Genomic DNA, 13246 nt, shown 5'->3' with positions numbered 1-13246 from the left:
CTCGCTTGTCGTTGGCCGTCGATTTGAGCGGCTGCGGTCAGCCGCGTGCGATGTCCTTGTCCCTGGTCTCCGGCAGCATCAGCCAGAGGACGACGAGGCACACGAACGACACGCCGGCGAGGTACCAGGCCGGAATGTTCGGATCGCCGGTGGCGCGAATCAGCGCGGCGGCGATGAACGGCCCGGGACCAGCGAGGATGGCGAGGGCGACGTTGTGGCCGACGGCGGCGCCGGTGGAGCGGATCGAGGCCGGAAAGACCTCGACCAGCAGGACGACGTCCATGACCGCGGTGATCGCGACCAGGAGGCCAAGCACGGTCAGCGCCAGCAGGATAGCTACGCTGTTGCCGGTGTTCATCATCATGAAGACGGGATAGGCCAGCACCGTCAGACCGGCCGCGGACGCAAGGACCAGCACGCGGCGCCCGATGCGATCGCTGAGCATGCCGACGAGGGGATGGGCGATCGAATAGATGACGAGAGCGATGCTGCACAGCCACAGCGAGCTCGATTTGCTGAGGCCGACAGTCTGGGTCAGGTGGTTGTTGGCGTAGGTGATGAAGTAATACAGCGAGACGCCGAACAGGGCGGAGAAGGCGAAGCTGATGACGAAGGCGCGGAGCTTCTCGCCGGGGGCGATCTTCTCGACAGTCCCGCTCGCCCGGCGGTGCTCCAGCTCGGCATACACCGGCGTGTCGGTCAGCTTGCGGCGGATGTACATCGCGACAACGGCCATCACGATCGACGCGACGAACGGCAGGCGCCAGCCCCAGGTCGCCATCGCCTGTTCGGACAGGCTGGCCGACAGGGCCGCCGCGATCGCCGTTCCGACGAGAAACGCGAGGCCGGCCGTGCCCGTGATCACGCTCGCCGCGGTCGCCCTGCGGTCGTGCGGTGCGCTCTCGACGATATAAATGCCGGCGCTCGACCACTCGCCGCCGACCATCATGCCCTGCAGGAAGCGAAGGACCACCAGCAGCACGGGGGCGGCGAGGCCGATGCTGTCGTAACCGGGCAGCAGGCCGACCAGCGTCGTGATCGCGCCCATGCCGAAGACGGTAATGATCAGCACCGCGCGGCGGCCGAGCCGGTCGCCGAGCGGGCCGAGCACGAACGCGCCGATCGGCCGCGACAGGAAGCCGACCGCGAACACGGCAAGTGACGACAGCAGCGAGACGCCCGGCGCCGCCGACGGGAAGAAGGTCTGGCCGATGATCGCTGCGAAATATCCGTAGATCGCGAAATCGAACCATTCCATGAAATTGCCGATGCCGACGGCGATCGCCCGTTTCCGCAGATCGACATTCCCGATCGCGCGCGGCGGCTGCGTGGCCGCCGTACTCGCAAAGCTGATGTTGGCCATCTCGAAATCCATATCCCCCGTGCGCGCCCTTGATGATGTGTGCCGGCGACGATAGGGGGGATCGACAAAATTAATCAAAGGAATAATATAAATGGCAATGATTAATGTAGCTAATATCAATAAGCTCGACATGAATCTGCTGCTGGTCTTCCACTGCCTCATGACCGAGCGCAGCGTGACGCGGGCGGCGGCGATCCTGCATGTCACCCAGGGCGCGGTCAGTTCGGCGCTGAACCGCCTGCGCCATCACTTCGGCGACGATCTGTTCGCGCGGTCCGGCGTCGGCATGGTGCCGACGCGGCGGGCGCTGGAGCTGTCGCCGAAGGTGACGGAAGCGTTGACCGCGATCTCGGGGCTGACAGGCGGGCCATCGGGCTTCGCCGCCGAAACCTCCCACCGCATCTTCAATATCGCGCTGTCCGACGACATCGAGGGCTATGTGTCGCCGAAGCTGGTCAGCGAGGCGCGCGCACGCGATCTCGGGGTGTCCTTCGCCTTTCACCAGACCAACAGCCTGTTGTGGAAGCAGGCGCTGGCCGATCCCGACACGGACCTGGTGCTGTGTTCCGAGCCCAAGGAGATGACGTCGCAGTATTCCTCGCAGGTGCTGTTCTCGTCGTCCTATTCATGCCTCTATGACGGGCCGCGGCTGAAGCTGCCGAACCCGATGACGCGCGAGGCCTACCTGTCGCATGACCATGTCCGGATTGCGTTCGATGGACGTCGCGGCTTTGTCGACGATCTGCTGGAGCGGGAGGGCATTCCACGGCGGGTCTCGGCGTCGTTCACCCACTTCGCCGGGGTGCTGCCGCTGCTGGCGGCAGGCGACGCGATCGCGACGCTGCCGACCTTCGTCGCCGAAACCTATGCGAAGCTGGCCCGGCTCACTGTCAGCCCCGTGCCCATCCACGTGCCGGCGTTCCGCATTTTCATGATCTGGAAGATCGAGCGCAATGAGGACGTCAACAACCAATGGCTGCGGCGGTTCATCGTGGAGATGACGCAGGAGCTTCAGTCGGGTGTCCGGAAAGAGGCCGATGCACGGAAGACCGGCCGTCCGCGATCTTCACGCGCACCGTCCGCGGCCGTGCCGGAGCGCGCGGGCGGCACACCTGCCCGCGAGAGCAGCCTCATGACCGGGCGGCGAGGCGGGCGCTGATCGCGCGTATGCCAGCGACGCCGGCGTGATGGCGATGTGGTCACGCCGTCGTCAGTTCATGTCGCGGAAGGCGTGGCCGTTGCTCTCGATCTGTTCGACGAGTTGGGGCGGCAGGCTGGCCTCCGCCGCAGTGCCGTCGAACGTCCAGTCGGCGGCATCGTCGAGGTCGGGAAGGCCGGCGCCCTGGCGCACATAGAGGCCGACCGACGCTTTCTTCGCGTTCAGGTAGAGATCGTATGTCCGCATGTCATCCTCGCCGGCTGCCCGGATGCCGCAGCATCTGACGACGCAGGACGCCTGTCCGATGGACGGTTCGGCGAGGCCGGTGGTTCGCGTGTTCCGGTTCGCACGCTAGCCGGGCTTTGCCTTGTCCGCCGGTGCGAGGGCGACGGACGCCTCGCTCGTCTGCATCAGGAAGGTAATGCTTTCCTGGAAATAAAGTTGCACCGCTGTCGCGGTGTGGCCGAGATAGCCGATCGACAGGTCCTGACCGACGGTGAGCGAGAAGTCGCCGCCCCGGGTGGTCAGCACGACGCCTCCCTCGATGGCCGGAGCCCAGATGATCTTGCCGTCGACCAGGCGCTGGATGTGCTGCAGGACGGGGTAGCCGTCATCGGTGGCGCCGCCGATCGCGGTATAGGGGGCGGAGCCGAGCAGCAGCGCATAGGGGCCGTCCACGCCCGCCAGCCGCAGCTGGCTCACGGCCTGCGCGACGACGCCGGGATAGCCCTTGACGTTCGACGGCAGCGTCAGCACGGGGTTGCTGGTGCCCTGACGGATGCCCTGAATGCCGGCGGCGGCGTAGCCATCGAACACGGCGCGATCTTCCGCGAAGGCGATCCTGCGTGCCGCGTCCTTCAGCGGATCCCAGTCGGAATCATTGGAGCCGCGCTCGACATCGTCGATCGCCTGGCGCGACAGCTCGAACGGCACGCGCAGTTCGACCAGTGCCCGGACGTCGCGCTGTGCGGCCTCGACGCCATCGCCCGGCGTCTGGATGCCGCGCTGGTGGCCGGTCCCGATCGCAGGAAATGCGGTGCCCTTGGGGCCATCGACATCGACCACGCGGCGCGCCGCGAGATGCCGCTTGAGCGTGCGCGAGGCCTCTTCCTCGATCTGGGCCCAGGCTGCGTCCGAGATGGGGGCGAGCCCCCGATGAAGATTATTCATGTCCAGCCTCTCCTTTGAGTGAGCCGATGCCGAGGGAGCCATCGGATGGCGGCGGCGACGATGCGGGGGCGGCGGCCTCCGGAGCCCGTGCTGCGGCAGGCTCCACGGGCGATGCAGGCGCGGTGTTGGGGGCGTCCTCGAGGAACGTCGCCGACGGGACGAAGAACAGGATGCCGGTGACGGCCCGGCTGACGTCGAGGAGGCGATCATAATTGCCGGGCGGCCGGCCGACGAACATGTTCTCCAGCATCAGTTCGATCCGGCGCGGGGATTTGGCGTAGCCGATGAAGTAGGTACCAAACTCGCCCTGGCTGACATGGCCGAACGGCATGTTGTCGCGCACGATATCGAGCTCTTCGCCGTTCTCCACGATGGTCGTCAGTGCGTTGTGGGCGTAGCTCGGCTTCACGGTGTCATCGAGCTCGATGTCGGACAGCTTGGTGCGGCCGACGATCTTCTCCTGCACTTCGACTGGAATCTCATTCCATTTGGCGAGGTCGTGGAGATATTTCTGCACGATGACATAGCTGCCGCCGGCGAAGACGGGGTCCTCGTCGCCGATGACGGTGGCGTCGAGCGCCGCCTGGTCCACCGGGTTTTCCGTTCCGTCGACGAAGCCGAGCAGGTCGCGCTCGTCGAAATACTTGAAGCCGTGGACCTCGTCCGCCGACGCGATGGCGTCGCCGAGCCGCGTCACGATCTGGCTGGCGAGCTCGAAGCACAGGTCCATCGGCACGGCGCGGATGTGAAACAGCAGGTCGCCGGGCGTTGCGACAGCGTGATGAACGCCATGGATTTCGCGGAACGGATGCAGCTCCTTCGGCCGCGGCGTGATGAACAGGCGATCCCAGGCGTCCGAGCCGATCCCCATGACACAGGACAGCCGGCCCTCGAGATCGCGGAAGCCGACGGCGCGCACCAGCGCGGCAAGGTCGCCGCACAGCGAGCGGACCGTCACATCATGGTCCGGGTCCGGCTTGAGTGTGACGGTGAGAAAAATCGCGGCGCGCGTCAGTTTCGCAGCGACCGGTTGCGGAACGGCGGATGGCACGCGTCTCTCCTGCTGGACTGTTCCACCATCGCGACCGCGAAGAGATCACAACGACGAACGAGCGATCATCAGAGGACCATGCAACGGTCGCCTTGACAAGAGCCGCGAGAGGCTTGGGACGGGGGTGATCGGTCTTGCAAAAGCCCCTGATTTGCGCCCTCATATTAGCCGGCGGGTACTTTGAGCGGAGACGGTCGTGAGAGATCCGTACGAGATTCTCGGCGTTGCCCCGACGGCGTCTGCGGCAGAGATCCAGACGGCCTACCGTAAGCTCGCGAAGAAGCTGCACCCCGATCTCAACCCCGGCGACAAGGCGGCCGAGGACAAGTTCAAGGAGGTGGCCGGCGCCTACGACCTGCTGTCTGATGCCGACAAGCGCAAGCGTTTCGACGCCGGTGAAATCGATGCCTCCGGCGCGGAGCGGCCGCAGCATCCCTACTATCGGGATTTCGCCAATGCGGATGCGGGGCATCCCTATGCCGATGCATCAGGTTATGCCGACTTCATGCATGCCGACGACGCCTTCGCCGAATTCCTCAGGCGTGGCGAGAAGGCGCGCGCGAATCGGCGCGGGCGTGATCTGCACTACAGCCTCGAGATCGACTTCGCAGATTCCATCACTGGCGCCAGCAAGCGCCTGACATTGCCTGACGGCAACATTCTCGACGTGGCGATCCCGCCGGGGCTGGTCGACGGACAGATTCTCCGCCTGCGCGGCAAGGGGATGCCTGGCGCCGGTCAGGGCGAGCCGGGCGATGCGCTGATCGAGGTCGAGGTTCGGTCCGATCCGCGGTTTGTTCGTGACGGGGACGACATCTCGCTGGAATTGCCGATCTCGCTGGCGGAAGCCGTGCTTGGCGGCAAGGTGCGCGTGCCGACCCCGACGGGGGCCGTGACCATGACGATCCCGAAGGGAGCGAATAGCGGGACGACGTTGCGCCTGAAGGGCAAGGGGGCGCCGCGTGCCGGCGGCGGCAGTGGCGACGAACTCGTCCGGCTGAGAGTGGTCCTGCCAAAGGGGCCGGATCCCCAACTCGAGGCATTTGTCGAGACATGGGATCGGCGGACCTTCAACCCGCGTGAGGACAGCGCATCATGAGCATGACCAAGCAGCAGTTTCTGGTCAGCGCGGACCTTCAGGTGCAGACCCTGGAGCTCTGGATCGAGCATCAGTGGCTCATTCCGGACAGCACGGCCAGCGAACAGGTCTTTTCCGATGCCGATGTGGCGAGGGCCCATCTCATCCGTGATCTCAAGGGCGATTTCGGCGTCAATGACGAGGGCGTCGACGTCGTTCTGCATCTCGTCGATCAGCTTCACGGCCTGCGTCGCGCGTTCGAGCAACTGCAACGGGACATGCAGGAACGTTCGCGCTAGGGCACGATTGTCGCTTACATTCGCGCGCGAAGCACCGGGAGATGAACACGATGGAAAAGCCGACGGCGCTCGCGCATGGTCGCATCGACGCCCTCATCCTGCAGGCGCTGGTCCGCAGGCTCGTCGCCAAGGGCGTGCTGTCGCCCGACGATGTGCGCGCCCTGTTGCTGGAGGCGGCGGGCCACCTCGATCTCGTCGGCAGCGCGCTGACGCCTGAGGCCGCCGCGATCGTCGTGCAGGAGGATCTGCTGCCGGCGTTTCTCGGAGCGGGTGGGACACAATGACAGAGCGGCGCAGGCGACAGGGAGATAGCAGATGCATGCGATATCGCGGGGCATGAAGGGGCAATCGACGCTCGTCGTGGCGCCGGAGCATCTGGCCAACCGCTTCAAGGATGCGATGCTGCCCCCGGTGCTGGCGACGCCGATCATGGTGCTGGTGATGGAGAACGCCGCGCTCGCTGCGATCAGGAGTGGCCTTGAGCCAGGCGAAAGCGCGGTCGGGACCATGATCGATGTCAGGCACACCGCGGCGACTCCGGTCGGGCACCGTGTTACGGCCGAGGCGGAAGTCACCGAGGTCGACGGTCGGCGCATCGTCTTTACGGTCCTCGCCCGCGACGAGATCGAGGAGATCGGCCGCGGCACCGATGAGCGGATGGTGGTCGATCTGCAGCGTCTCGGTCAGCGCCTCGCAGCCAAGAGCCGCCGGTGAGCGTCACCGCGGGCGTATCGGCCGACGGCGACATGCCATGGGGCGGTCGTTTGCAGGTCCGGGCACTGCGGCGGAGCGATCGGCCGGAAGAACAGGCTCGGCGATCGCTCCGCAATGGGAGGGTTAGAACCCGCTGGTCTCGCCCGGAATCTGCCGGGTCGCGACATTGATGCGGTTGAACATGTTCGTGGTCGCGATCCACAGCACCAGCGCCGACAACGCTTGGTCGTCGAAATGGGCGCGCGCCATGCCCCGGATATCGTTCGGCGCCGTGTCGAAGCGGTCATTCAAGCGGAACTCGGCGTCCGAAAACAATAGCGATGAACGCGAGCTGCGATCATCGCGCGGTGTGACGGCCGCTTGCGCCGCGGCGACCGTCGAAGGGCTTAACAATTCCTTAAGCCACCGCCATCGTTTCGAGGCGGGCGAGAAGCATTCAATCAACTTTGCCGCCCGGAATGCGCTGACAGAACAAATTTCGTAACCCTCGCTGGCGTAATCAGGCACACCGTCCCCCGACGATGTCGCGCCATGCCCCTCGATCAATTCTCCCTTTTCGTTGCCATCGGCTTCTCCGGCGCTTCGCTCGGGTTCACGCTCTTTTTGATGTGGAGCGTGGGGCGGTCGGAGAATCACCTGCTGATCTGGTCCGCGGCGCTGGGCTCGCTTGTCGCAGGGGTGGTTGCGTTTATCGGGGTGATCGACAAGTACGATTCCCGCCTGCTGCTCGCCTCCTTCGTCCTGCTCATTCCCGGCTTCGCTTTCCTGTATGCCGGCTCCGCCAGGTTCTGCTCGCGGCGATCGAACTGGATCGTCGCATGCGCAGTCACGACGGGTGCAGTTGTCGCGACGTCGGCGGCGTTCGTATCGGGCTACTCGGGTACCGGCACGATCATCGCGAATGTCGCGATCGGCCTCCTGCTCGCTCTCGCCGGACACCAGTACTGGACCGCACGCGCCGAGTTTCCGCTGCTGATGGCAGCGAATGCCGCATTGTATGGTCTCGCGGCTGTTTCGTTCGTTGCATGCGGCTATGCGCTCCTGGCGGAAGGCCAGTTCATTCTCGACGCCCGTCCGGCCAACTGGGCCGAGGACATCAACTCCATCATGGTTATCGTCGGCCTGACCGGCATCGGCACGCTGTCGCTGACCCTTCACCAGGCCCGCATTGCCAGCAGGCACCGGTCGGAAGCGCGGCTGGACGCGCTCACAGGGTTGCTGAATCGTCGTGCGTTGTTCGATGGGCCGGCCGTTCCGCTCCCGATCGGGAACGCGGTCGTGGTGATGGACGTCGATCACTTCAAGCGGATCAATGACCGGTTTGGCCACGACTCCGGCGACCGGACGTTGAAGGCCTTTGCCAGCGTGATCCTGGCCCACGTTCGGCCGGGCGATCTGGCCGCGCGAATTGGCGGCGAGGAGTTCTGCATCGTCCTGTCGGGCGGGGGGGCACGCGCCTCGATGACCATCGCCGAAAGCATCCGGGTGCAGATCGAGGCGTCGGCCGTCGCGACACCATCTGGGCCGTTGCGGATGACCGTCAGCGCGGGCATCGCCCATGCCAATGGTCTCGATACTCTCCAGTCGCTGCTCATCCTGGCCGATGAAGCTCTCTATGAGGCCAAGGCATCGGGGCGAAACCGCGTCCGTGTGGCTGGTCAGGCTGCGGCCAGCGATCCGAACAAGGTGGGCGCGGCCGCGACGATCGCGGCGCCGCCTCCTGGAGAAGAGTTCCCCGACGGCGTGGTGATGGCGGTCCGGGGCCGACCGCCGGACGCCAGCGGCCGCGTCGTTGATCTCACCGGCCATCGGGTGGCGACGGCAGCAGCCCCGCGCAAGCTGTCAACCACGGCGCGAGGCGGTGCCGGAGATTACTAGCCTTCGCTCGATGCCACGGTCGGTCTCGGCGCGACCCATGCGCAGTCGCCGGGGACGCTGCCCGCAGTGAAATGCGACCGTGCGCAGCAGCGGCCAGAACGTGGGTGTCCATGCGTGGGGGCTCGGCACACTGTCGGCTGGCGGCAATGGTGCGCCGGCGATGACCGGTCATCTGGTGACATCCGTGATCCCCCCGGGCGCGACCACCGTGACAGCAGGCAAGGTGACGGGAACGTCGCGCGGGTGGGGAAGTCGCCGGCGTTCGCTGCTCTTCCTCGGTGCAATCGACATAGGCGCGTGATGGCGGGATGCCGTCGCGCTGCGGGAGATCCGACGGCGGCGCGAGCCGGCGCACGCCGGGATGTGTCCCAGATTGCTGTTGCCGTCATCCGTGCCTCGTGGAACGGTCGATCCGACGAATCAGGGGCGGGAGCAGACGGGATCGTGCGGGCAGGCGTGCATAGTCCAGACGGTGCGAACGTTGCGGGCGCTGGTGCAACTGACCATGCAGTACGGTGCGGGGATCGCCATGGCTTCCGCTGACCATCGCGCGATGGACGCGCTCGACCTCGAGGCGCGGTTCCTGGCGTGCAGCCGGCGGATCGCCGAGAATCCCACGGACGCAGCCGCCTATCGCGAGCGTGCCCTGCTGTGGGTGCGCAAGCAGGACGATGACGCCGCGCTTGCCGATCTCGATGCAGCCGTCGGCCTCGATCCGGCGGACGCCCACGCTTTTGCATTGCGTGGCCTGATCTGGGAGAGCCGGGGTGATCAGCAGCGTGCGCTGTCCGATCTCGATGCTGCGATCGGTCTTGCCGCCGATGGCGGCGACCTGTTCCGCGTGCAGCGTGATCGCATCCTGGCAAGCGCCGCGGCGGCGCGGTCGCCAGCCGCCGATCGCCATGCCGCCGAGCCGTCGGCGCCGTCGTCCCAAGGTGTTGCGCCCGGCCATGTATCGCGCGGCGCAGCGACGACAGATGGAAATCTCCAGCCGCTGATCGCGGCTTGCCGCGAGGCTGGAAGCCGTTCCGACAGTTTCGAGGTCGCCCTTCTGTCGCATGGTTTCGGTCCGGCGGCGATCGGTCCGGCACAAACGCTCTACGCCGCATTCGTGGCTGCGGTCAGCACCGCGGCGGGCAGCGCCGATCCCGACGCGCCGTGGCAGATGGTGCGCGGGCTGGCGCTCGATCTCCATCACCGGTCGCTGGCGCGCGCCGCGACGACGGTGTTCGACGGCATGCTCGTGGTCGCGGGACGGATGCCGCCGTCCCAGCGGATGCTGGAAGAACTGACGGCCGACAGGCGTGCGTTGCGCCAGCACGCGGTGTATCCGCTGCTTCAGCAGGCGACCAGGACCGAACGCTGGGCCGACGCGCTGAACCACATCGACGAACTGCTGTATCTCGAAACCAATGCGGACGAGATTGCCCGGCTGCGGGGCTGGCGCGACGAGATCGCACAGAAGCGTCGACAGCGGACGATCATGCGCTGGAGTGCGGCGATCGGTGGCGCGGTCGTGGTGCTGCTGGCTGCTGCCGCAGCAGCCCATTGGTGGAGCTCCCTGCCGCCGCAGGCCACGGTCGCCGTTCAACCGCCATCATCGTTTCCGCCGTGGCCGACTGCGCCATCCTCATCGCGCGCCGACGTTCCGCCGGCGGGGTTGGAGGTGCCGCCGATCGCCGACCTGCCGCTGACCTCGGACAACATCCGCTATTGCCTGTTCCAGGATGTCCGCCTGCAGGCGGCGAAAGCGGTGGTCGCGACTGACGCCCAACGCAGCCGTCTCGAAGCGATCGGCGCGGATCTCAAGCAGCGATGCCGCGGAGTGAGCTTCTACGCGATGCAGTTCAGCACCGAGGTCGCCGCCCAGCGCCCTCGCCTCGAGGCGGAGGGACGCGCGATGGTGGCGAACTGGAAAGCCGCGCGTTAGCCGGCGGATTTGCAATGCCGGCAAACGCCGGCATCCATGGCGCATCGCCATCGCGCCGCATGACGCTCGCGCAGCGCGCCCAGCTCGTGGCTAGAGGTGTCCTGAGGCTGACCGGCGGTATAGCGGTTCGCCTTCGTCCAATTGTCACAGTTGGCCACTAAGTGTCTGTCGTCCCGGCAGCGGGGGCGCGTGCGGACATCGGGGGCAGACTGCGGACGGATGCCGGGTGCACGTGGATCGCAGGAATGGCTGTCGCGGGTCTGTGTGCGGGTGGCGGCGTTTTTTCTGATCATGCAATGCGTTTCAAGTTCGCTGCCGCACGCCGATGCCACCGAATACCGCAGTACCGGAGCTGCTCCCCTCCATTTTCATATCGCAGCCCTGCCTCTCGGTGACGCGCTGGAGATCTTCGCGCGCGTCTCGGGGCGGGAAATCCTCTATGCCGGCGAACTTGCGACGGGCCGCCGCTCTGCCGCTGTCGATGGCGCGTACCGGCCGGAGACCGCGCTGCAGATCCTGCTCGCGGGCACCGGGTTGCTGGCGGATGCCAAGGACGACGGCGTCTTCGTTGTGATGCGGCAGGACGTCGCAGGGGCTAACGGCGTGCGCAATGCGGTCAGCGAAAGCGCCTATTACGGCCGCATCCAGACCGCGCTGCGCCGGACGTTCTGCGGATGGCCGGTGTCGCCGATCGAGCGGCGTGTCGCCGCGCGGCTGTGGATCGGTCCGTCGGGCGAGGTGCTGCAGGTCAAGGGTCTGGCCGAGGCGGACAGCGAGCGCGACCGCATCGAGGTCGCGCTGCGCGGGCTGCGGATCGGGCCTCCGCCATCGGGCTTCGCCCAGCCGGTGACGATCGTGATCCGCTCGGGGCCGCTGGATGAACGGCGGGAATGCACCGCCGCGTTGCCCTCGCCGGGCGCGGCGCCATGACGGACACGAGCCTGCAGGCGCTGCGCCAGCTTCTGGTGCTTGGCTACGATCAGCTGAAGGCACGCCTGACGCAGAGATTGGGCTCGTCGGAGCTGGCCGGAGAAGCAGTGCAGGACACCTGGCTGCGGCTGCATCATGCCAGCAGCGTCGGGCCGGTGCGCAATCCAGCGAACTATCTGTTCCGGATCGCTCTCAACGTCGCACGCGATCGCCTTGCGACGGACCGCCGCTATCTCGCGTTCGAGCGCATCGAGACGATCGACCTGGCCGACGACGCGGCCGGACCCGCGGATGCGATCGAGGCGCGCTCGGAACTGGCGCGCGTCGAGCGGCTGATCGCGGAGCTGCCGCCGCGGCAGCGGCAGATCCTCGTGGCCGCGCGTCTGGACGGCCTGTCGCGCGGTGAGATCGCCCGCCGGCTCGGCGTGTCGCTGAGCACGGTCGAAAAGGAATTGAAATCCGCTCACGAATACTGTCTGTCGCGGATCGTCTCGGAGACAGGCCGATGAGCCGGCAACCGGGGCAGGATCGACACAACGATGGTCGCGCCGCGCGCGGCTGCCGTCATCGGATGAACGGCGATGGCTGACGACAGGCCTCCGACCCTCAACGCCCTCGACCGCGAAGCGATCGATTGGGTGCAGCGCCTCGACGCGCAGGACGCGCGCGTGGCTGCCGAGCGCGCGGCCGATCGCGAGGCGGCCCAACGCTGGTGCGCGCAAAGCGCGGAGCATGAGGCCGCGTTCGCACGCGCCAGCCGGGTGTGGCGGCAGTTCGAGCCCGCAGCCCGCAATCTCCGCCGCCGTGGCGAAATTCCGGACGCGCTGCCGTCGCGATCTCGTCGAATGACACGGCGGACACTTGTCGGCGCGGGCGTCGCCGCCGCCGCTGCGACGCTGGTCGTCGCCGCCGTTCGCCCGCCGCTCGACCTCTGGCCGTCGCTTGCCGAGCTAACGGCCGACTATCGCACGGGAACGGGCGAGCAGACTCTTCTGGCGCTGCGCGCCGGCGTCTCGATGCGTCTCAACGCGCAGACCAGCGTCGCGATGCGTCCGCCGGACGCAGGCGCCGAGCGCGTCGAGCTGATCAGCGGCCAGGCGTCCTTCACGACGTCGGCGCAGTCCGAGCACGGCCTGGTCGTTCTGGCCGGGGACGGCATGGTGACGGCGACCAGCAGCCGTTTTGACATTCAATGCTTCGATGGCGCCGTCCAGGTCACGTGCCTCGCAGGCGAACTGCGCGTTCTGCGGCACTCCGACGCAGTCGTCGTCGGCCCGGGACGTCAGGTCAGGTATGACCGCAATCGTTTCGATCCGGTCGCGCCGGCCGATGTGGAGATGGTGTCGGCCTGGGAGGACGGCGTCCTGATCTTTCGCATGACGCCCCTGTCGGAGGTCGTCGCGCAGATCAACCGCTACCGGTCGGGACGCGTCGTTCTTCTGGATCGCGAGCTGGCGCGAAAGACCGTGAGTGGTCGCTTCCGCATCGATCGCATCGAGGACATCCTGCCGCGCCTCAACCAGGCGCTTGGCCTGAAGAACCGCGTGTTGCCCGGCGGGGTCATCCTGCTGACCTGAGCGCATCGGCGGCTGCAGAGAAATTTTTACGGTTTTGGCGGCCGCGACCAGTCTGGGGGTAGGCGCCATTCATCCCGCATGACGGGCGCCGGTCTTT

15 protein-coding genes are annotated in these 13246 nt (G+C 66.7%); 10 read left to right on the top strand and 5 right to left on the bottom strand.

Annotation, left to right across the window (positions count from 1 at the left end; translation table 11 throughout):
- Positions 1–37: 37 nt before the first annotated feature.
- On the bottom strand, positions 38–1363 hold the full coding sequence (locus tag JQ639_RS20860; protein ID WP_211968178.1) for an MFS transporter: 1326 nt from the start codon (positions 1361–1363) through the stop codon (positions 38–40).
- A 130-nt stretch (positions 1364–1493) separates the two neighbouring features.
- On the opposite strand from JQ639_RS20860, the gene JQ639_RS20855 reads away from it, so the two are divergent.
- A complete protein-coding gene (locus JQ639_RS20855; RefSeq protein ID WP_211968177.1) occupies positions 1494–2522 on the top strand; it encodes a LysR family transcriptional regulator in 1029 nt (342 codons plus the stop codon).
- 51 nt (positions 2523–2573) lie between these two features.
- Here the strand turns inward: JQ639_RS20855 and JQ639_RS20850 are convergent, their stop codons facing one another.
- From JQ639_RS20850 to JQ639_RS20840, 3 genes are all read right to left on the bottom strand, one after another.
- Positions 2574–2768, bottom strand: a complete 195-nt coding sequence (locus JQ639_RS20850; protein ID WP_211968176.1) for a hypothetical protein — start codon at positions 2766–2768, stop codon at positions 2574–2576.
- A gap of 105 nt (positions 2769–2873) precedes the next feature.
- Complete coding sequence (locus tag JQ639_RS20845; RefSeq protein ID WP_211968175.1) at positions 2874–3692, bottom strand: family 1 encapsulin nanocompartment shell protein; 819 nt, start codon at positions 3690–3692, stop codon at positions 2874–2876.
- Positions 3685–4743, bottom strand: a complete 1059-nt coding sequence (locus tag JQ639_RS20840; RefSeq protein WP_211968174.1) for a Dyp-type peroxidase — start codon at positions 4741–4743, stop codon at positions 3685–3687. The genes JQ639_RS20845 and JQ639_RS20840 overlap by 8 nt, the downstream gene beginning before the upstream one ends.
- Before the next feature lie 196 nt (positions 4744–4939).
- On the opposite strand from JQ639_RS20840, the gene JQ639_RS20835 reads away from it, so the two are divergent.
- Genes JQ639_RS20835 through JQ639_RS20820 form a run of 4 tightly spaced genes read left to right on the top strand, consistent with a single transcriptional unit; the run spans position 4940 to position 6834 of the window.
- Positions 4940–5842, top strand: coding sequence for a DnaJ C-terminal domain-containing protein (locus JQ639_RS20835; RefSeq protein ID WP_211968173.1), 903 nt, complete (start codon positions 4940–4942; stop codon positions 5840–5842).
- Between the two features lie 2 nt (positions 5843–5844).
- The gene (locus tag JQ639_RS20830; protein WP_211968527.1) at positions 5845–6120 is read left to right on the top strand and encodes a chaperone modulator CbpM; all 276 of its coding nucleotides are present in this window, start codon (positions 5845–5847) and stop codon (positions 6118–6120) included.
- Between the two features lie 50 nt (positions 6121–6170).
- Entirely contained in the window at positions 6171–6404 is a 234-nt protein-coding gene (locus JQ639_RS20825; protein WP_211968172.1) for a hypothetical protein, read from the top strand.
- A 31-nt stretch (positions 6405–6435) separates the two neighbouring features.
- Complete coding sequence (locus tag JQ639_RS20820; RefSeq protein ID WP_211968171.1) at positions 6436–6834, top strand: thioesterase family protein; 399 nt, start codon at positions 6436–6438, stop codon at positions 6832–6834.
- Between the two features lie 123 nt (positions 6835–6957).
- Here JQ639_RS20820 and JQ639_RS20815 read toward each other — a convergent pair whose 3' ends face one another.
- Positions 6958–7380, bottom strand: coding sequence for a carboxymuconolactone decarboxylase family protein (locus tag JQ639_RS20815; RefSeq protein WP_211968170.1), 423 nt, complete (start codon positions 7378–7380; stop codon positions 6958–6960).
- Here JQ639_RS20815 and JQ639_RS20810 point away from each other — a divergent pair.
- The 5 genes from JQ639_RS20810 to JQ639_RS20790 all read left to right on the top strand — a co-directional run bounded on the left by JQ639_RS20810 (position 7366) and on the right by JQ639_RS20790 (position 13149).
- The gene (locus JQ639_RS20810; protein ID WP_211968169.1) at positions 7366–8712 is read left to right on the top strand and encodes a GGDEF domain-containing protein; all 1347 of its coding nucleotides are present in this window, start codon (positions 7366–7368) and stop codon (positions 8710–8712) included. The two genes, JQ639_RS20815 and JQ639_RS20810, sit on opposite strands and share 15 nt — an antisense overlap.
- A 472-nt stretch (positions 8713–9184) precedes the next feature.
- The gene (locus tag JQ639_RS20805) at positions 9185–10642 is read left to right on the top strand and encodes a hypothetical protein (protein WP_211968168.1); all 1458 of its coding nucleotides are present in this window, start codon (positions 9185–9187) and stop codon (positions 10640–10642) included.
- Positions 10643–10861: 219 nt separating this feature from the next.
- A complete protein-coding gene (locus JQ639_RS20800; RefSeq protein ID WP_211968167.1) occupies positions 10862–11572 on the top strand; it encodes an STN domain-containing protein in 711 nt (236 codons plus the stop codon).
- Positions 11569–12081 (top strand): RNA polymerase sigma factor, encoded by a 513-nt coding sequence (locus tag JQ639_RS20795; protein WP_211968166.1) that lies wholly within the window; start codon positions 11569–11571, stop codon positions 12079–12081. Before JQ639_RS20800 ends, JQ639_RS20795 begins: the two co-directional genes overlap by 4 nt.
- 72 nt (positions 12082–12153) lie before the next feature.
- The gene (locus tag JQ639_RS20790; RefSeq protein ID WP_211968165.1) at positions 12154–13149 is read left to right on the top strand and encodes a FecR family protein; all 996 of its coding nucleotides are present in this window, start codon (positions 12154–12156) and stop codon (positions 13147–13149) included.
- Positions 13150–13246: the final 97 nt, after the last annotated feature.

The sequence above is a fragment of the Bradyrhizobium sp. U87765 SZCCT0048 genome (assembly GCF_018131225.1).
Taxonomy (GTDB): Bacteria; Pseudomonadota; Alphaproteobacteria; order Rhizobiales; family Xanthobacteraceae; genus Bradyrhizobium_A.
The sequence above is the reverse complement of the archived record's forward strand: the minus strand, read 5'-3'. Positions and strand labels throughout refer to the sequence as shown.